The following is a 17,822-nucleotide window of genomic DNA, read 5'->3' on the forward strand; positions in this document are numbered from 1 at the left end:
GGTGCTGGCGGAGGCGGTAGAGCAGCAACCGCCTCATCGACCATGCCCCGGACCACCACCGGGTCGACGCTCTCGCCATCCTTCGGCGCGGGCAGCGCGGCAACCGCGCGCTGTACTGCTTCCTCAATCAGCGGCGCCAGATCCTCCGCGGTGATGGCTTCCGGTGCTGGCGGAGGCGGTAGAGCAGCAACTGCCTCATCGACCATACCCCGGACAACCGCCGGGTCGACGCTCTCCCCATCCTTCGGCGCGGGCAACGCGGCAACCGCGCGCTGTACCGCTTCCTCAATCAGCGGCGCCAGATCCTCTGCGGTGATGGCTTCCGGTGTCGAAGGTGGCGGCAAAGCCGCGACAGTGTCGTTGATCATAGCACGGACACTGTCGCGCCCAGGCTGGGCGGCCAATCGTTGCTCCAACTCGCTGATCCGCACCACCAGAGGCGCCGTGGCGCGCTCGACATGGTCGCCAATGAGCTCGGCGATCAGGTCAGCTAGCGCGTCGGAGTCGATCATCGAGTTTGCCTTTCGCGCGGCGGCGAACGGCCCATAGGTCGATGACCTTAGCACCGGATTCGGCCGGAGTGTCGGTTGCGGGAGGCGCCGCGGCCGGTGGGGGCGGCGGCGTTGTCGCCTCGATCGGTTGCGCGTCGCGGCGCGCCAGCCATTCCAGGCTGTGATCCTGCTCCTGCAGGTAGACCGTGTCGCCGCCAGGTACCGGCTTCACGCCGATCCGCTTGCGCTGCTCGTTGACCGTCAACTTGCCCTTGGACTTTTCGAGCACGTCCATTTGCGTGCTGCTGTCCATGCGCAAAAGGCCCTCAAGGTCGAACTCGGTGCCGAGCGTCTGCCCGACCATGCCAAGGCCCTCATCGAGGCAGAGTTCGATCGCTTCGATCAGCACCTGCAGCGCCTGGCTGTAATATTCGATATTCAGCGACTGGATGTTGTTGTTCGTCGGCATCTGCCCGAGGCCGATCTTGTAGGGTGGCACATGATAGGTCGAGCACACCACCTCGGCAGTCCATTTCAGCTGCTCGATCAGCTGCGCATCCTTGGCCTGCACCGACATCGATTCATACTTCAGCCCGTCCCCCAGCACAGCGACCTTGCCTGCGTTGGAGCCGGTGAAGTTGGCGTCCCAGTAATCCTTCAGCCGCTTGGCGTTCTCGGGATCGATCTGCCCGGGCGCGGTAAGGATGCCACCCGGTCGAGCGCCGTTCTGAAACAGACGCGTGCTCGTCTTCTGGATCGCGTCGCCCTGCATCGCAGTGATGCCGTTGGCATAGATCGGCGAGAGCCCGACCAGGGGATGGAAGAAGCAATTGAACCGGTCGTGGATGATCTCGCGGGCCGGAACGACGATGCAGTCGGGCAGCCCGGAAAGATCATCGGTTTGGAGCTGGTAGAAGACCGACCCGTCATCGGAGACGAGCGGGGTCACCAAATCAGGGTTGAGGACGTACATGCCGACGACCACACCGCGCCCGTCGCGGCGCTTGAGCACATAGGTATTGCCGCGCTGCAGCTTGGACAGCACCCATGTCTCGTAGAACTGAATGCGGTTCTGGTAGTGGTTCGGTTTGCGCAGCACCGGCGAATAGGCCGGGTTGGTTACCTCCGACCAGATGCCATCGCCGTCCTGCTGGACCAGGCGAACGCGCAGCTTTGAGATGTCCGACGCGATCAGCGTCTGGCAGGCGAACACCGCCGGAAAGGCAAGGACAGTGTCCTGCCGGACCTTGATATCCTGCTGCCATGCTCCCGGCTGCGATTCGAGCACCGTGTGCCAACCGCCGCGCCATTCCTGCGGCGGCGACAGCGACTTGCGGGCTCGGGTGATCTCGAACCCGAACAGCTTCACGCCGCACCGATCTTTTCGGTCAGCGTCGCCGCATCCCAGCCGTGATAAGGTCGCTTGCCGAACTTGACCTCATAGGCCTTCCGGAGCGAGGCCAGATCATCACCCTTGGGCGCGGGGGCCTGCGGTGCAGGATCCTGCTGCTCGTCGGGTTGATTTTCGCCGGCCGAACGCTGGGCGCGCTTCAGCGCGATCAGCAGGCGCTCGTGCGCGCGGGTGCGCGGCTCGAACGTATCGCCCGCCTTCAGGCGCCGGGTCGCATAGGTGAATGGCTTGGTCGCGATCAGCATCGGCTCAGCCTCCTGGGTAAGGGGAGCGGGCGGGAGCAAACCCCCGCCCGGCTCGATGGACGCCTGGTCGTTACGGGGTGACGGGCGTGCCGTAGTCGGCGTCGCCGACGTAGGCGACGGCAGACGCGCGGCGCTTCGCGAAGTTCAGCGGTCGCACCACCTTCAGTGCCACCGATTCCGTCTGGAACATCGAGACGACGCTGGCATTGGCCGTCGGCGTGTCGCTTGCACCCGCGGGGTTATCCGCCATCTCGATCGCAGCCTCGGTAGACATCGACACTTCGACGCCGCGGTCGCCGATCTTGTAGATGTCCGACGGCTTCATCAGGATCAGGTCGCCAGCGCCGACATTGCCGCCGCCGCTGATTGGATCGCCCTTCAGCGTACCGCCGGATGCGGTAATGCCCGGGAAGGCGTCCTGCCCAAGCGCGTTCTGCATCAGGCCGATCGACTTCGCGAGCGACTCAGTGGTGGCATACTGGAGGCCGCTGGCATTGTTCGCGGTGATGAACGGCGCATAGAGCGCCTTGATGTCGGTGATCAGCCCGTCGACGTCATTGCCGGCGCTGGGGATAGCCGTCACGCCGTTCAGAATGCCCGCCGGCGATACACCAGGAACTGCGGCGGCAGCGCTGAAGAAGGTGCCGTCCACCTTCTGCGCCGATGCCTCGACCAGAGCATCGCGAACCAGCATCTCGGCCGCCGGCGTGCTGTCGCGCAGCAGCTCCTTCGACACCACCGCCAGTGCAGCAACCTTCAGCGGCGTGAGATTGACGTTGAAGAAGTCGGGCTTCGACACGGGGATCGACTTGGACTGACCGACCCAATAAGCGGTCGCCGTGCCGTCCTGGCCCTTGATCGTGACGTTGGCCGGAACCTCGCGCAGCGGCAGATTATCGAACAGCGTGCGGGCATAGAGATAATCGATGAAGTCGCCCGTATAGCGGCCGTCTGCGGTGACAAGCTCAGCGCCCCATTCGCCGCTGTCGCTGCCGCCGCCGGCAACCGCCGCGCGCACGACTTGGACGAGCGTGGGGTTACGATCGGCCCAGCGCTTGCGAGCTACTTCGAGCGCAAAGCCGACACCCTCGATGCGGGCGAGCGTCTTGGCGATCACCAGACGCGTGAAGTTCTGGCCCTCGAACTTCTCGTCGGCATCACCCTTGATGATGATGGTGGGGCCGCTGCGCGACTGAGTGCCATCGACACCGTTCTTGCCGGTCACGGCCTGCGCCCTGCTCGCGGAGCTCTTCTCCATCGCGCGCAGGCGCACCAGGTGCTTGTCGATCGCCTCGATATCCTTCTGGTTATCGTCGAAGGCCTCTTCCTGGTCGGCGTCCAGCGTCGAACCGGCTTCGGCGGCCTTGGTCATGATGCCTTCATTGGTCGCGACCAGCGCAGCCCGCTTCTGCTCGAAAGCGGTGATCTGGTCGGCGATCGGGACGCCGGCGACCGCCGCGAGCGCGATGGTGTGACCGTGAGCAGCGATGCCGCTCGCAAAGACATAGAGGGTGTTGGCCATATCGGCCGCCTGGGCGGGCATGGCGATGAGGATAGCGGCGAACACCGCCGCGATCAGACCGATGATTTTCATGATGTAACTCCGGTAGAAGGCTGGCGGCGAGCCGCGCCCTTTGAGGTCACGTGCGGATGATGTTCCGCACGACGAAGGGTGCCACCCGGTCGCGGGCTGGCGCGTCCAGCTTCACCACCCTGACGGACTTGCCTGTCGCGGCATTCGTGGGGGCTTGCGGGATCTGGAATTCCGGGACGCCCTGAGCTTCCCGGTAAATGCGGTCGAACTGCTTCACGGCCGAAATGACGGCATCCGGATTTGCGGGAATGGTCACGCCTGAAAGCTCAAGCCAGTCCCACTCTTCGAAATCGATGCCGCCATTGTCGAGGAACGAGTATTTGATAGGGTTGAAGCCGATCGAGGTGGCGCGCACCAGCTTCAGCTTGAGGGACTGCCACGCCATGTCGAGCAAGTCTTTCAGCTTGCCCGGCTCGTCGGTCTGCGCCAGCTCAGCCTTGAACTTGATGCCGGATGCCTTCACGTCGGCATCGATGACATGACCTACGGGCTTGTCATGCTGGTGCTGCCAGAGGAACGGGATCGGCAGCGCGAACTTAGCACCGAGCGGATTGACACGGTCCTGCATCCGGTCCGGCGACGGCGTAGTGGCGGTTCCCTCGATGGTGCGCCTGGCGTCATCGAACACCTTCACCTCGATGAACGAATAGGCCCGGTTGAGCATGTGCGGCCTCCTCAGCCGATGATGAGCATCTGATAGTCGGCCCGCCTGGCTGCCGCCGGATTGCGCGACATCAGCATGACCGCGTTGAACAGCGCTATGAGCGGGTCGATCTTGGCCTTGCCTGCGATCTGCTTTGTGATCAGCACGGCGTTACCGCGCTGTTCCGCTCTCGCGTTACCCACGCACCAGTTCATGAGCTCCTGTACGGCGTGGAGCAGCGTGCGGTCCTTAAGCTTGCGCTCCGATCCCCACACCGCGGCCGACAGACGAAAGCCCTGCGAGATCGCCAGAAGCTGCTTCTCGGTGAAGCCCCGCCCGATCAACTCGTCCACGATGGCAGTGACGCCAGCGGGATCGAGTCCGATCGCATATTCCTCCGGAAACAGGTCGGCGTCCTTCACCTGCTCGAGGATGTCAGCCAGTTCGACGAGATCCTGCGTTGGATCCTCGCACTTCGTCAGGGTGCCTTCGACAATGAAGTCCTGAAGCCGGCTGACGATATCCTTGCGACGCTCGAACACGTCCAACTGTGCCCACGCGTGCGACCAGCTCAGCCAGGCCTTAGTCTCTCGATGCCTCCCGAGCAGCGTCAAGCCGAGCAGGTCGTCGAGCCCGCCCCCGTCAATCCCCGCGACCGCGACTTCGCAGATCGCGAGGAACTGCTCGAGCGTGCCGTCCCATATTTCCGGAGGCGCCGCGGCAGCTTCCCAGTAGAGCGCGCCCGCCCATGCGTTGTGTCTAAGGCCGACGCCGATCTCAACGTTGAGGTGCTTCGCGTAGAAGACCTGCTTGGTGCCGTCCTCGGCGTTCTCGACCTTGCGAAACTCGCTCTCCAGCCACTTCTGGCTGACCGAGCGCCCCAAGTTGGGGTTGGTGATGTAGAAGTTGGCGGGCAGCAGGTGCTCGCCGGCAGCCATCATCTCCTCGGGGAACTCGTAGAGCACCGGGAGGAATTCGTTGTCCTGCACCAAGCCGTCGCGGACGTCGCGGGCATAGGCCAGTTTGTCCTTGAATACGCCCGCCGGCGGCTCGTCCGATTGCGTGGTCAGGTAGAGGGTGTAGCCCTCCGGTCGCGAAACTTGCCCGCCCGCCGCCTCGCGGAGCATCGCGTCGGCGGTGGCCTTCTTTCCGAACAGCCAAAGCTCGTCGACAAGCACCCGACTGGCCTTCTTGCCCGATACCGTCGCGCTGTCAGCCGCCACCACCTTGAGCGTCGCCTTGGTGACGCGGTTCGTGATCAGCCGAATGTGCTCCTGGATGTGGAGCAGCGCGTCAAGCTCCTCATCGGCCCGGATCATGTCGCATGCGGGCTTGAAGCTGTTACCGGCGACCTCGATCGTCGGCGCAAGGATCAGGTTCTCGTCCGATTCCCGCCAGCCGCAAATCAGCTCGGTGAGCATGATGCCGGCGGCGATCGTCGACTTCGTGTTCTTCTTCGACACGAGCAGCATGCCTTCGCGGATCAGCTGCTGCCCCGTCTCGTGGTCGTACGCGCCAAAGATCGCAGCAGCGAAGTCGAGCAGCCAAGTATCCGCGGACTCGCCGATGGTCGGTCGCCCCGGCAGGTCGACGATGCGCAGCGATTTGAAGACCGCCATTTTCGCCTCGGCTGAAGGCGGGAACAACGGCTCGAAGGGCACAAGTGTGCGGCGCTCGCGGATCCGGGTTTTCCAGTCCACGCATGCGGTTGACCAGACCGGCACCGCCTTACTTTACCGCCTTGAGCGTGGGAGGGCCAAGAGCGGCGAACCTCGACCCACCCCCGATCTGCGCAGCCTTCTCCTGCTGCGCAGCCTTCTTCCCTTGCGGCGCCGCCGCCTCGTTCAGCGTCTTCAATGCGAGCGCAAGCGTCTTCATGGTGTTCGCTCGATTGCCCAAGCTGAGCAACTTCAGCATCGCGTCGCGGCGGCTGTCGTCATCATCACCATCGGTCGCGGCAATGATCAGATCCTCAAGCTCGCCGCGACGGCTAGTGACCGCATCCAGCTCGTCGAGCATGCGGGCGACCAGCGAGCGTCCGTCGTCGGCGATCTGGTTGTGATCGCGAGGCGCCTCTGGGTTCGAACGCGGAGGCGGTGGCGGCTGGCGCTCAGGTTCGCACCGGTTCGCAGTGCGAACCTCGCGAACCCATCCCTGCGCCTTCGCCCGCTTTCGAATAGCTGCGTCCGAAATCTCGTGCCGGTCAGCTATTTCGCGGATGGAATCTTCACCCGCCAAGTATTCAAGCTCGATCCGCGCCCAGTCGATAGTTGATTTCCGTTGCGCCATCGGCGGCTACCTCCGGCGAAAGTTCGCACCCTGGACCGCTCCACCAGGATTTTTTCTCCGCGTGGGACGGGGGCGGTCCAGTGAGCCCGAGCTTCGAACGAGATTGGTCACCCCCCCCGGGTGATACCGGTCGTGCGATGGGCGCTAGGGCCTCGCTGCTCCGCGCTGCTCCGATCTCTGCTTTGCGCCGTCGTGACAGGCCTTGCAGAGGGTTTCGATATTGTCCTCATCCCAGAAGAGCCGCTCGTCGCCACGGTGCGCTTGGCGGTGGTCCGCCACCAATTGCGAGGTGTTCGGTTCGACGCGTTGACATCCCGGCCACTGGCAGCGGAAGCCGTCACGCACGAAGATGCGAAGTCGCAAAGCTCGCCATCGGGCCGTCTTATACCATTGCCGCCACGGGCTTGCTTGCGCACGACCTCGCCCGCCGGCATCAAACGAAGCGATCCGCGGAGGCAGCGGTGAAAGTCTCGCAGGCAGTGAAGTAAGCTTGCTTTTGCCAGCCATAGATCCTCCGGCACCGTGCAAGGAAACCCCCGACACAAGATGTGCCAATAGGGGACTCACCTCCCGATTTGGCGTCTCCGATCTAACGTGAACTTATTAGGTTTCAGCACCAAGTACTTGAGGAAGAGGCGACACTTGCAACTGCGATGGATCGTTAAGGGGGCGTTAACACGGGTGCTTCTTGGCAAGTCTCGCGCGTGATACGAACTCGCCTAACTTGAAAGGGGAAGCGATGAAGTACTTGCAAGCATTGAGCGTTTGCGCGCTGTTGGCGTCGCCCGGCTCGGCGTTGGCGCAGATCTCCGTTGACGGACAAACGACGACTGCCGGTAGCTATTTCTATGCCGGCTCCGCCGTGTCCGGTTCCATCGCTACGGACCCGTTCGCACACCAAAATTTTGACGGCTCTGACTTCGCTACAAGCGGCGGGGATACCTCAACGGGTCGGCTATATGCGGCTGTTGGGGCAGCGGGCGTGGCTTCGGCGTTCGCGAGTGCTTCGTGGAACGACACTCTTCGATTTACCGTCAACGGTGCTAACGCCAACTCTGTTACCACCGGCTTCTTCTATGTGGATCCGTTGTGGGGCGGCTTCGCCTTGGATGAGGGCTACGGCAACATCTTCGCTCAAGCGTCGCTCACGCCTACGAATGGGATCGGCTCAACCGGCACTGTCCGTATCGAGAGCATAAACAGCTTCGCCCCCACCTCTGAAGGCTGGAACGACGTCTACTACACCACCTCCTACGCTGAGTTGTACAGCTTCAGCATCTTCGGCGATCAGCAGGACTTCACGTTCAACGCCCTCGTGCAAGCCGCTTCGGAAAGCTTCACCTTCACCGGCGCGTACATTCAGGCGGACGTGCAGCTGATGCTGAAGTTTGCGCTTCCAGCCAACGTCTCCCTGTCTTCTTCATCGGGAACCATCCCTACCCTCTCGATCCCGGGTTACACACCCACCGAGGCTGCAATGCCGACGAGCATCACTTCGAACGGCGGGTTCCAGTTCGACTTCGTCGCCGTGGAAGGTGAGATGCTGTACTTCGATCCAGAGGTCGCAGTCGGGTACGATTATGAGGTGTCTAGCGGTAGCCCAAACATCCTGGCTGCGATCTTCCCCACCATCACTGGGGATCTGGACGGCTACGATATCTACGCTCTTAGCGATCTAAATAATCCGCTGTTCACCGGCGTGATGGGCGGCCAGCTCATTGACTTCACGTCCCTTGCGGGTTTCGGGTCAGGCATCTCGGGGTTCGCTCTCCGAGGTATTGATGTAGGCGCGAATTTGGATCCCGCCAACACAATGGCATTCGTCACGGGCCTCACCTTCGCACAGTCCGGCGTGGCTTCGCTGACGCAAACCCCCGTCACAGTTTCGGTCGGCGGCGCGGTTCCCGAACCCGGCGCGTGGGCCATGATGATCGCGGGCTTTGGCCTTGCTGGTTCGGCCCTGCGCCGCAAGAGGCTGCACGCGGCAGTTTCTTGATCCACGACCGGCGCGTCTGATTTGCTCAGGCGCGCCGGTCCTCGTCTTGCAAGCAGCCTGGACGTGCTGGCCTAGACACCTGGAAATACCTGCCGCAGTTACGTTCCCGGTGCGGGTCCACCCGTTTGTGCGATGCGGCAGACAGTGCTCGGCAGATTGAGCAAATGCGATCAATCTAAGTTATTGTTTCCTATGCGACTCGAGGATGCCGAACTATTCGCCATGCAGATGCTGCACCTTCATGGCGACCATGCTCCAGGGGTGATCGTCGACAAGCTTGTCGCAGCAATCAAAGCGCATAATCTCGATGAAGCTCACTTCTGGGATCATGTCGGTGATGCCGTCGACCTTCTAAAGAGCGGAGGCTTTCAACAGCAGCCTCCCGCTGATGATTGACGACATTGTTCTCGAATTGGTCAACGTAGGTTGTAGGCAGCCTTCGGACTTCGCGAGAAGCGTCTGCTTCCCTGCGTTGGTTGGAGCGGCGACCTGGGTCAAAAGCCCTGCCGACCTGCTACCTTAAGCCGCTATAGCGGCGGTCCCGGTTGGGGTGTTCCCATTCTGTATCGCATCTTCGACCAGAAGAAAAGAGGCAACGCGCACGCGAAAGGAGCCGCCGAAAGCAACGAGAGCGAAGCGCCCGTTGCCCTCCTCCACAATACCGTTCATGCCGGCGAACGGCCCGTCCGGCACCTTCACCATCGCTCCGGGCTCGAACTCCTTCTTGGTCGTGCGAAGCCGCGCCTTGAGCTTCCGCTCTTCCGCCAGCCGGACGCTCACCACATCGGCGTCAGCGATGAACGGAAAGCGGCCGGCATGTCGGAAGACTGAGAAGGGCGGATGGCCCGACACCGGCGAGGCGCAGATGCCCAGCAACTCGCCGAGGTGACGCGCACGAACGAATACGAACGTCGGCATGATCGGGATCTCGCGAGAGAAGGTCTTATGGCTGCGCGGGACACGCTGCTTGATGACATCGATCGGGGTCCAAGCTTCAATGCCAATCTGCTCGAGCGAGCGGACGACCGAGATCGTACGGCCGGGGCTCGTACGCACGATGCACCATTTCGTCTCGATCATCTGCGCCTCTTCCATCTTGCCCCGCCACATACTCTCAACCCTCCCAGGAATCACGCTTTGTTCTCGTTCTCACGCCGCACGCTGCTCCGGCGCTTCAGCCGCGCGCTCTTCCGCCGTGATGCGGTCGAGCTGCTCCTGAGGGATGTGACCAAGCCGGAGACCCATGCGCCGGATCTCCGTGCTCATCCGACGGACCTGCTCGTCGGTGACGGGCCCGCAAGTTTCCTCCGCGGCTTCACGCTTGCCGTTGCGGAGAATGTACCTGGCAACGTTGATCGCATGCTGCTCCGGGCTGACATAGGCCTTCAACCGCTCCTCGATCTGGCGCACCGTCGGGAACCAATCGAGCTCCTTCAGGCATCGTCGGCAGGCATAGGCAAGCGCCGCCGCGTCGCAGCCACCGAGTGCGGAAACGTAGGCATTCAGCTTGAGCCGCCCGGCGACCTCGCTCGTGGATTGGGCGGGCATCGAAGCAGCTAGTGTCCCGATCGACTGGCGGATGGTTCGCTCGTCGGCCGGCTTGCTCGGCGCGACAGCCTTCGCGATTGGTTCAATCACGGCGATGTCGCTGGCGCTGAAGGTCGCGCCGTCTTCAGTGGCGCGCGCCAAAACGCTCCTGGCGCTCGGCGTCAATGACGGCATCGAGCAGGCCGTTGCTGCCGTTGCGATCCCGGTTGCGGCGGTGGTTTGCTGGTCGGTGCCCATTGCTCTGGTCCTCGTACTCGGATGGATCGACGATCGTGCCCCAGCCCTTCTCGGCTGCTTTCTCGACGAGCCGGCCGGGCGGCCACTCGGCGGTGGCGAACTGCGCCAGCAGCTTCAGCTGGCCGCGGTAGGCTGTGTCGGTGTCGGTCAGCCGTTTCTTGCGGCGATTGGCGCGGAAATCCCGCCAGTGCTCGGGGTCAACGCCAGCCGGGCAGGCCCAAGCTCGGGCCGTCGCAGGCGCATCGGGCGCGGGCCCCTCGTGTGTGTGCGGGGTGGGGGTTAATTTTTGGGGGTCTGGGGGGCTTTTATTGGGGGAGGGGTCAGCGTCACTATGCGTCACTTGTGCGTCACTGGCGTCACATGTGACGCTTGGTGACGCTTCGTGACGCTCCCGATAGCGGCGCATGCGCAGCGCGCCCTTGGTCGGCTGGGTCGCCGCTTGCGCCTGGGCCTGTGCCGTGGCGAGCGCCATCGCCACCTCACCGACCAGGTCGGCGGGCGTGCCGGCGGCGATCAGCCGGGCGAGCAGGTCTGCACTCATTGGGCGATCTCGATCGAGACGAGCACGCGCCCGCCCTTCACCGGATCGGCCATGATCGGTCGCTGCAGGCGGAACAGCTTATCGTCGACGCCGAGCGCGGTCGCTATGCCGTCGAGGTACGCCTTGAGGCTGGCGATCGCATTGTCCTCATCGGGCGCCGTGCGCGTCTTCGGGTGGAAGGTAAGCGTGACCGCGAGCGGCGTGTCCTTGGGAAAGCGCGGGCGGCCGGCCGCGATCACGGCCTCGCCGCCGATGCGCCTGGCCTTCTTCTTTGCCGCGTGAAGGGCCATGTGGTGCCCGCGCCCGTTGGGGCTGAGGATGCGGGGCGGCCAGGGTAGCTCTGCGATCATCAATCTGGATACTCGTGCGCGTGGAGGCGGTGCACCGCCGAGCGAACCCGGCGGCGCTGTCGTGCTCAGGCTTCTGGCTTCCCAACCAGGACGGGCAGCTCCGTCTCGGCCCGGACGCGCTCCAGCGATTCACTGAAGGCATGGTCGAAGGTGCGGTCGGTGCGCCACAGCTCGAACCAGAAGGTCAGGCGCCCCTGATAGGCGCGGTACCGGAGCCGGGCGGCGAGCCGGTACAGCGGCCCGTTGCGGAACACCGGAATGGCGATCAGGAACAGTGACGGCACCTTGAGGGGCGCGCCATTCTCGTCGGTATGCCGCGCCTGGAAGCGCACGACGCCCTCCCCGCTCGACAGGTTCACAGCCTCCTGCACGATCGCCTCGTCGTTCACCTGCAGGCCGCGGGCGAGCTCCATCAGCTTGTTCGGCGTCGCGATCGTGTCCGGGCCGCCGAGCGTGTCGACCAGCCGCTGGAGATCTTCCGGCAGCGTGTCCTCACCGGGCACGAGGTACAGCACGTCGATGATGCGGTTCTCGAGGAAGGCCGCGAACTCGGCCATCGTCATCTTCTCGTCGTTCGCCTCGGCCCAAGCCTGCCACTCGTCGGAGAGCGGGAACGCGAAGGTCGAGCGGTGCTTGCCGAAGCGGGGATCGCCGGCCGCGCCAATGCGGTGATAGTCAAGGACCGCGGTTAGCGACGGGTTCTTGCGATCATCGTTCGCGAAGATGATCGAGTCGTCGTCCTTGAACCGGTTGACGTGCTCGATCAGGCTATCGAGCGACAGCATGGTTGCGGTGCCATGCCGGAAGCGCGGCGCGTTGCGATAGGGCTCGAAGATCTTCGGGTCGATCGGCTCGATGCTGTTGCCGGACCGGACGGCCAGGGCGCAGACGCCGGTCGCCGGATCTACCAACGTGATGTCCTCGGCCTGGACATAGTCCTCGACCAAGCTCCGGACCTGCTGGACGAGCTCGCCGCCCGAGGTGGTGGGGTAAACCATTGGTGTTTCCTCTCTGAGAGATCAGGCGTCGCGGAAGCCGCCGGCGCCGCCGACTTCGCGGACGCCGAACAGGTGGCCCTGCGCGGGATTGCTGGGGGTGAAGCGCATGTCCTCAGTGGTCCACATGACCGACTTCGGGCGCTTGGCGACCGGCAGGTCGACCTTGTGCTTCGCGGCGATGCTGAACACGCGCCCTTCGAGGGCGAAATCGAAGGTCAGCGTCAGCTTGCCCTTCGACTTGCCGCCGCTATCGATGGCGGCGTTCGCCATCTCTCCGGCGAGGCTCTTCATCACCTCGGTCAACTCGACGTCGAACTGGCCATCTTCGAGGAAGCGGACGAAGTCCCCGAAGGTATTGGCGGCGGGCGGCATGCGCCCCCCGTCGGCGGGCGGGATCGGCGGGAGTGCCGTTCCTCGGTCAGGCATGGTGGTCACGGTGGTCTCCTTTCACGAGCTTGAGAGCTTGGACGCGGTTACGGAACTTGGTGGCCTCGCCTTTGCGGGCGGCCGCCTGGCGGGCGTCGCGTGCGCGGCGGCGGTCGGCGAGCGCGCGGTCGAGATCGCGGGACAGCCTGGCGCGCCGCAGCCATCCCGAGAGGCGGCGCGCAGCTTCGGTGATTGCGGCGCGGGACATCAGTATGCCTCCCGCTGCCGGCGCTCATGGCGGAGCTGCCCTTGCAGGATGTGACTCGCGACGACCCGCTTGCCGTGCTCGGCGGTGCCAGGAATCTCGGCCTCTATGATCCGTCGCGCCTCGGCCGCGCTCAGCCGCTGACTGGCGCACAACTGGCGGTACTGGTCTCGCAGCTCGGCCGGGCACCAGCCGAGCGTGCGCTCGGTGCGGGCCGCGCCGGCCTTGCGTTTAGCCTCCGGGCTGTTGGAGCGCGCGAGAACGTCCGGGCGGGCGAGCACCTCGCGTGCCTGGCGCAGACCGTGCTGGCGGCGCATCTCGCGATGCTCGTCAGGGATGTTGCGATTGTACTCGGCGAAGCGGGCGGCGTGGCGCTCGCGTACTCCAGGCTGAGCATAGTAGCGTTCGATCGCCGCCAATCGCTTTGCGGTCAGCTCTGGCGAGGCGTTGAGGTGCCGGGCAGAGCAGGACTTGCAGCGGCCGGTCTTCGATTGGCGCGAGATCGGCGCCGAGCAGTCGCGGCAGATCATCTCAGCCATTCGACACCTCGGCGGCACCGACGCGAGCAGCCATCGGAATGAACATGAACCCGTCGATTTCGTGGCGCACGGCGGAGACGCGCTCGTCTTCCAGGCGCCAGACGCCACCAACGCAGCGCGGCGCGCCGCAGTCGGGCCAGGCCTCGGCAACGGTGCGGTGGGAAAGGAACGGGTACCGCTCCTCTGCACCGGCTTCAGCGCGCAAAGATGCGCTCGCGGAAGCTGCCTGCGCAGCCGCCGCGCCTTTGGTGGCGATCATGGTGCACTCCTTCAGCCGGCCCCGCCGGCGCGTGATCCTCGGTTAGGAAACCAGCCGCGGGCGGAGCCGCTCGCGGATGCGGTCGATATGCTTGCCGGCGCTCTCGACGGCGGCCGCCATGGCAGCCAGCTCGCAATCGTCGACGATGTTGTCGTCTTCCAGCGCCTCAGACAGCTGGGCGAGCAGCGTCGCGAGCGCAGTGAACCCCGCGCGATCGCTACCCGCACCACTGTCGATCTCGACCAGCTTCATGCCGACCAGCGCCAGCGTGGCGTTCGCGAAGCGCCCGTCCCAGGCGCGGCAGCCGCGGAGGAACGCAACAACGCCCATCTCGCCCTCCGCCTTGCGGTAGCGCTCGGCGGTATCCTTGTGCTTGCCCAGCACCGCGCCAAGGTCCTCGTCGTTGGCGCCGTCCTGGCGACGGATGTCGTCCAGGCTATCGCCGAGGGTCTTCAGGAGCAAAGATGCCGGTACGGTCGTGAATCGACCGTGGATTTGCTGGCGGCTCAACGTGCAATCTCCTGAGCATGAAGAAGGGGATCGACATCGGCGGAAACAGCGGGCGCGGGCCCCAGGGAGGGGGTAAGACCCGCGCCCGCTCCCGACGCGTACATTGCGCCAAGGGGGTCGATGTCGGCAGCGGCGAGGCCGCAATTCGGGAGCTGACAGCTCCGAGCTTCCGGGTGCCAGCCGCCCACGCCGCAGCGGGTGCAGGTGGCGGCGAGCCGGACGCGCGCGCCGCTGTCGTGGTCGAGGCTGATCATGCCGCCTGGGCCTCCTCTCGGGGGTACAGGTCCGGCCGCAAGTCGTGCCGGGATCCGAAGCCCGCGCGCTCAGCCGGGAGCACGTATTCAGCGGGCAGCGGTCGACGGTTCTTCAGCCAGTACGAGACCAGCTGTTGCGAGGTGCCGATAGCGGCTGCGAACTTCGACTGGTTGTTGTCCGCTTGTAGGACCGCCGCTCGAAGCGCATCGTGGAGATCGTCGCTGGCCATATCCTCATTCTCTACAGAAATGTTGTAGGCCATGCAACAGCACTTTTGTAGCACCGGAGCGACAAAAATTTTTGTAAGCGCTTCGGTTATGACGACCTTCCCCAAAGATCCCGCCGACGCCGCGCGCTGGATGCGCGCTGAGCGCAACAAGCGCGGGTGGTCGACGATCGCCCTCGCTAATTATGCCCGTGCGATCGCAGAGCGGGAGGGCAGCTCTCAGAAGCTCACCCAGCAATCAGTTTCTGGTTTCGAGCAGGGCGCGGCCAAGCGCATGCCGGAGTGGTTCCGATACGTCACCATGGCGTTTGAGGAAGGCGCTCCACCGGCTCACCAGGAGACCTCGCGCCGAGACGAGCTTATCTATATCCGGCAGGTCGATATCCGGTACGCCATGGGCGACGGCGCCTCGATCGACGACTACCCCTCTGCGACCCTGATCCCGTTCAACCTCGGATTCGTGAAGCAGCTTACACGCGCGCCGGTCGAGAAGCTCTTCCTTGCCTCTGGCATCGGCAACAGCATGGAGCCGACCCTGCTGAAAGACGACCTCGTGTTGGTCGATACAACCGAAACGCGATCGTCGTTCGGAGATCTGATCTGGGCATTCGAGTACGCGGGCGCCGGCTACATCAAGCGGCTCGCCCGCGTCATCCACGAGGGCAAGGAGATGATCGAAATCATCTCCGATAATCCGAGCATCCCCTCTCGGTTGGCCGATCCAGAGTTCATCCATATCGTCGGCAAGGTGATCTGGATCGCGCGGAGCATGTGAGTGCCGATTTCTGAACTAAGCCTAGCCGTGGTCGGGGTGGCCTTCGAGAACGCCGACGGCGGCAATCGCAGGTCGGAAATCATGTTCTGCTCGCGAGGCGAGCCGGTTGAGCTCGTCCCCGAGCCGCGCAACCCGGTCGATCCGCACGCCGTGATGGTGCTGAGCGCGCGACACTTCCAGATCGGCTACCTCAGCGCCGAGCGCGCGCCATGGATCGGCGCGATGCTGAGGGATGGCCGGAACCTCGTTGCCGTTTTCCAGGAGCAGACGCCCTACGGAGCGGTTATCCGCGTCAATCTAGATGGCGCGGCACCAACGCTGCCACAGAAGCAGCAAGCCTTTGAAGATCAACAGGATAACGACCCTGATTTCTGGCCGGACTTCGAGCCGCCGTATGACTTCGGTTGAAACTACAAAAACTCTGTTGACATAGCTACAATTGTTTTGTAGCTCTCGGGTCATGAGGTCGCTCGTCTGAGCGGCTCGGACGAGAGGCTACAATGCTGACCCATCCCTCACTCAACGACCCAGACGTGCTGCAGGCGGTCGACGACTTCCGCGCGGTCGTGCTGGAGATCCGCGACATCACCCGCCCGCTGGTCGGGATGCGGTACGGCGATCCGCGCCGCGCCCAGATCGGCGCGCAGGTGCAGAGCCGCTTCGACGACATTGACCTGCGCGCCGAGCGCCTGGGCATGTCAGGCCTGACCCTCTTCGAACTGATCAACATGGCAATCGACGCCGAGAGCGTGGCGGTGGCGGCATGAGCGCGCCGTTCGAACCCAACGATGTCGTGGTATGCGTGGACGACGGCGCGTGCGGCTGCGGCTGCGGCGACGACACAGGCCTGCGAATTGGTCGTAGTTACCGCATCTTTGCCGTTGAGGATGTCTCGTTCTGGTGGCCTGAAGACCCCTGGAACGTGATCCTGTGTAATTTCGACCACACGGGGCCACATCACCCGGACGGTGCAAGCCTTGGGGCTCGGCGCTTCCGCAAGATCGACGACGAGGTGACTGAGGAGTTTCGCGAGCAGCTGCGCAAGCTGCCGGTGCTGGAGCCCGCAGCATGAAACCGGCCTACTCCCGCCTCCGCGCCAGCGAACGCCCGGAGCAGACGAAGCGCTGGGGTGCTGTCTGGATCGCGGCCGATCGCCGCGCGCCTTTTCAGGTCGCGCAGCCGCAGGAGCGCCCTCGGCGCCGCTGGTGGCTGCTGTGACGTTCCCCCGGCAACGCGACAAGATCGTCATCGCGCCGTCGAACCAGAGCCCCTGGGTGGGCTGGCTCGACGCGCCGGGCGACCGCTTCACGCGCGCCCAGGTCGGCGCGATGAAGGGGAACGGCATCGATCCCGACACGCACGGCGTGTTCGTCACCGTGTTCCGCGAGGCCACGTCGCGCGAAATGTACTGGCCCCGCGGCGTCGCGCCGCCGGTGTTCCAGTTCGACTGCCCGGTCCTCTCGGTCACCCGAGACGGGCGGCTGCGCGTGATCGCGCCGAGCGGCGACGTGAAGATCGTGCTGCGGAACGGCTGGGTGAAGGAGCCCAGCTACCTCAATCGGCACTTGCTCACTCAGGGGAAATCCTAATGCGGAAGCTCTACTTCGGCAGCGTCTGCGGAGTGGGAACTCTGCTGCTCGCCAGCATGCTTTTTCGGTGCGTCCTCGCGGCGTACCAGCCCCGATCCCCCGAGGTGGCCTCCACATCCACCCTCGTGGTCGCAAGCAGCGCACAAGCGCGCACCCTCGCTCCGGCCGTGGAGGCCGGCCGGAGCACCTATCAAGGTCAGCTCCAATGATCCCCTATACCTCACCCGAGGATATGGCCGCGTGGGCGCGTGCCCAGATGCAGCGCCAGCCCGACTTTGTGATCGGCGAGCCCGCGTACATGCGGCGCTGGTGGATCGTCCCGCGCAACGAGCAGATGAACGTCTATCTGCACCAGATCCTGCGCGACGATGATGACCGGGCGCTGCACGACCATCCGTGGGCGAACACGTCCTATCTGCTGATCGGCCGCTATCGCGAGATCACGCCCGAGGGAACGTTTATCCGCGATGCGGGCTCGATCGTGCACCGGCCGGCCGAAGCGCTTCACCGGCTCGAGCTGATCGACGGCGAGCCGGCGGTTTCCCTGTTCTTCACCGGGCCTAAGGTTCGCGAGTGGGGCTTCGCCTGCCCGAAGGGCTGGGTGCATTGGCAGGACTTCACCGGCGGCGTGAACGGCGAACTGGTCGGCCGCGGCTGCGGTGAGCACGACAGCCGGGAGGCCGCATGATGGAGGC

27 protein-coding genes and 1 pseudogene are annotated in these 17,822 nt (G+C 64.3%); 9 read left to right on the top strand and 19 right to left on the bottom strand.

What is annotated here, in order from left to right; translation table 11 throughout:
• The 7 genes from B215_RS19855 to B215_RS21805 all read right to left on the bottom strand — a co-directional run.
• Positions 1 to 512, bottom strand: a 512-nt coding sequence (locus tag B215_RS19855; RefSeq protein ID WP_019369286.1) for a hypothetical protein, incomplete at its 3' end; no start/stop codon positions are given.
• Positions 487 to 1,860: a phage portal protein gene (locus B215_RS0108835; RefSeq protein WP_019369287.1), complete on the bottom strand. Its 1,374-nt coding sequence runs from the start codon at positions 1,858 to 1,860 to the stop codon at positions 487 to 489. The genes B215_RS0108835 and B215_RS19855, both read right to left, overlap by 26 nt.
• Complete coding sequence (locus B215_RS20600; protein WP_019369288.1) at positions 1,857 to 2,147, bottom strand: hypothetical protein; 291 nt, start codon at positions 2,145 to 2,147, stop codon at positions 1,857 to 1,859. Before B215_RS20600 ends, B215_RS0108835 begins: the two co-directional genes overlap by 4 nt.
• A gap of 70 nt (positions 2,148 to 2,217) precedes the next feature.
• Complete coding sequence (locus B215_RS19865; RefSeq protein WP_019369289.1) at positions 2,218 to 3,741, bottom strand: phage major capsid protein; 1,524 nt, start codon at positions 3,739 to 3,741, stop codon at positions 2,218 to 2,220.
• A gap of 46 nt (positions 3,742 to 3,787) precedes the next feature.
• A complete protein-coding gene (locus B215_RS19870) occupies positions 3,788 to 4,405 on the bottom strand; it encodes an HK97 family phage prohead protease (RefSeq protein ID WP_019369290.1) in 618 nt (205 codons plus the stop codon).
• Between the two features lie 11 nt (positions 4,406 to 4,416).
• Positions 4,417 to 6,108 carry a terminase large subunit gene (locus B215_RS0108855; RefSeq protein WP_037513466.1) on the bottom strand — a complete coding sequence of 564 codons (1,692 nt, stop codon included), beginning with the start codon at positions 6,106 to 6,108 and terminating at the stop codon, positions 4,417 to 4,419.
• Between the two features lie 4 nt (positions 6,109 to 6,112).
• Positions 6,113 to 6,673, bottom strand: a complete 561-nt coding sequence (locus tag B215_RS21805; RefSeq protein WP_019369292.1) for a hypothetical protein — start codon at positions 6,671 to 6,673, stop codon at positions 6,113 to 6,115.
• A gap of 1,891 nt (positions 6,674 to 8,564) precedes the next feature.
• Between B215_RS21805 and B215_RS22145 the strand changes: the two are divergent.
• A pseudogene (locus tag B215_RS22145) lies at positions 8,565 to 8,669 on the top strand (PEPxxWA-CTERM sorting domain-containing protein); the annotation flags it as partial.
• A 222-nt stretch (positions 8,670 to 8,891) separates the two neighbouring features.
• A complete protein-coding gene (locus B215_RS21305; protein WP_156804363.1) occupies positions 8,892 to 9,065 on the top strand; it encodes a hypothetical protein in 174 nt (57 codons plus the stop codon).
• Between the two features lie 123 nt (positions 9,066 to 9,188).
• Here B215_RS21305 and nusG read toward each other — a convergent pair whose 3' ends face one another.
• The 12 genes from nusG to B215_RS19880 form a co-directional block, all read right to left on the bottom strand.
• Positions 9,189 to 9,764 carry a transcription termination/antitermination protein NusG gene (gene nusG, locus B215_RS0108880; protein ID WP_160327958.1) on the bottom strand — a complete coding sequence of 192 codons (576 nt, stop codon included), beginning with the start codon at positions 9,762 to 9,764 and terminating at the stop codon, positions 9,189 to 9,191.
• Between the two features lie 54 nt (positions 9,765 to 9,818).
• Positions 9,819 to 10,358 carry a hypothetical protein gene (locus B215_RS0108885; protein WP_019369296.1) on the bottom strand — a complete coding sequence of 180 codons (540 nt, stop codon included), beginning with the start codon at positions 10,356 to 10,358 and terminating at the stop codon, positions 9,819 to 9,821.
• Complete coding sequence (locus B215_RS0108890) at positions 10,342 to 10,995, bottom strand: hypothetical protein (RefSeq protein ID WP_019369297.1); 654 nt, start codon at positions 10,993 to 10,995, stop codon at positions 10,342 to 10,344. Before B215_RS0108890 ends, B215_RS0108885 begins: the two co-directional genes overlap by 17 nt.
• Positions 10,992 to 11,345 carry a hypothetical protein gene (locus B215_RS0108895; RefSeq protein ID WP_026009106.1) on the bottom strand — a complete coding sequence of 118 codons (354 nt, stop codon included), beginning with the start codon at positions 11,343 to 11,345 and terminating at the stop codon, positions 10,992 to 10,994. Before B215_RS0108895 ends, B215_RS0108890 begins: the two co-directional genes overlap by 4 nt.
• Positions 11,346 to 11,410: 65 nt before the next feature.
• Complete coding sequence (locus tag B215_RS0108900; protein ID WP_019369299.1) at positions 11,411 to 12,343, bottom strand: DUF2303 family protein; 933 nt, start codon at positions 12,341 to 12,343, stop codon at positions 11,411 to 11,413.
• Positions 12,344 to 12,364: 21 nt separating this feature from the next.
• On the bottom strand, positions 12,365 to 12,778 hold the full coding sequence (locus B215_RS0108905) for a hypothetical protein (protein WP_152997845.1): 414 nt from the start codon (positions 12,776 to 12,778) through the stop codon (positions 12,365 to 12,367).
• Positions 12,762 to 12,977, bottom strand: a complete 216-nt coding sequence (locus B215_RS0108910; protein WP_019369301.1) for a hypothetical protein — start codon at positions 12,975 to 12,977, stop codon at positions 12,762 to 12,764. The genes B215_RS0108905 and B215_RS0108910 overlap by 17 nt, the downstream gene beginning before the upstream one ends.
• Positions 12,977 to 13,513: a hypothetical protein gene (locus B215_RS0108915; RefSeq protein WP_019369302.1), complete on the bottom strand. Its 537-nt coding sequence runs from the start codon at positions 13,511 to 13,513 to the stop codon at positions 12,977 to 12,979. The genes B215_RS0108910 and B215_RS0108915 overlap by 1 nt, the downstream gene beginning before the upstream one ends.
• The gene (locus tag B215_RS0108920; RefSeq protein ID WP_019369303.1) at positions 13,506 to 13,772 is read right to left on the bottom strand and encodes a hypothetical protein; all 267 of its coding nucleotides are present in this window, start codon (positions 13,770 to 13,772) and stop codon (positions 13,506 to 13,508) included. The genes B215_RS0108915 and B215_RS0108920 overlap by 8 nt, the downstream gene beginning before the upstream one ends.
• 42 nt (positions 13,773 to 13,814) lie before the next feature.
• A complete protein-coding gene (locus B215_RS0108925; RefSeq protein WP_152997844.1) occupies positions 13,815 to 14,282 on the bottom strand; it encodes a hypothetical protein in 468 nt (155 codons plus the stop codon).
• Positions 14,279 to 14,536, bottom strand: coding sequence for a hypothetical protein (locus B215_RS21310; RefSeq protein WP_156804364.1), 258 nt, complete (start codon positions 14,534 to 14,536; stop codon positions 14,279 to 14,281). Before B215_RS21310 ends, B215_RS0108925 begins: the two co-directional genes overlap by 4 nt.
• Positions 14,533 to 14,799: a transcriptional regulator gene (locus tag B215_RS19880; RefSeq protein ID WP_019369305.1), complete on the bottom strand. Its 267-nt coding sequence runs from the start codon at positions 14,797 to 14,799 to the stop codon at positions 14,533 to 14,535. Before B215_RS19880 ends, B215_RS21310 begins: the two co-directional genes overlap by 4 nt.
• A gap of 55 nt (positions 14,800 to 14,854) precedes the next feature.
• Between B215_RS19880 and B215_RS20610 the strand changes: the two genes are divergently transcribed.
• The 7 genes from B215_RS20610 (at position 14,855) to B215_RS0108970 (ending at position 17,815) form a co-directional block, all read left to right on the top strand.
• Entirely contained in the window at positions 14,855 to 15,538 is a 684-nt protein-coding gene (locus B215_RS20610; RefSeq protein ID WP_019369306.1) for a S24 family peptidase, read from the top strand.
• Positions 15,539 to 15,946 (top strand): HIRAN domain-containing protein, encoded by a 408-nt coding sequence (locus B215_RS0108940; RefSeq protein ID WP_236704486.1) that lies wholly within the window; start codon positions 15,539 to 15,541, stop codon positions 15,944 to 15,946.
• Positions 15,947 to 16,038: 92 nt separating this feature from the next.
• Positions 16,039 to 16,305: a hypothetical protein gene (locus tag B215_RS0108945; protein ID WP_037513470.1), complete on the top strand. Its 267-nt coding sequence runs from the start codon at positions 16,039 to 16,041 to the stop codon at positions 16,303 to 16,305.
• Entirely contained in the window at positions 16,302 to 16,610 is a 309-nt protein-coding gene (locus tag B215_RS0108950; RefSeq protein ID WP_019369309.1) for a hypothetical protein, read from the top strand. Before B215_RS0108945 ends, B215_RS0108950 begins: the two co-directional genes overlap by 4 nt.
• A complete protein-coding gene (locus tag B215_RS21315) occupies positions 16,607 to 16,756 on the top strand; it encodes a hypothetical protein (protein ID WP_019369310.1) in 150 nt (49 codons plus the stop codon). The genes B215_RS0108950 and B215_RS21315 overlap by 4 nt, the downstream gene beginning before the upstream one ends.
• A complete protein-coding gene (locus B215_RS0108960; RefSeq protein ID WP_236704485.1) occupies positions 16,744 to 17,127 on the top strand; it encodes a hypothetical protein in 384 nt (127 codons plus the stop codon). The genes B215_RS21315 and B215_RS0108960 overlap by 13 nt, the downstream gene beginning before the upstream one ends.
• A 205-nt stretch (positions 17,128 to 17,332) precedes the next feature.
• The gene (locus B215_RS0108970) at positions 17,333 to 17,815 is read left to right on the top strand and encodes a hypothetical protein (protein WP_019369313.1); all 483 of its coding nucleotides are present in this window, start codon (positions 17,333 to 17,335) and stop codon (positions 17,813 to 17,815) included.
• Positions 17,816 to 17,822: the final 7 nt, after the last annotated feature.

The organism is Sphingomonas sp. ATCC 31555 (assembly GCF_000282895.1).
Classification (GTDB): domain Bacteria; phylum Pseudomonadota; class Alphaproteobacteria; order Sphingomonadales; family Sphingomonadaceae; genus Sphingomonas.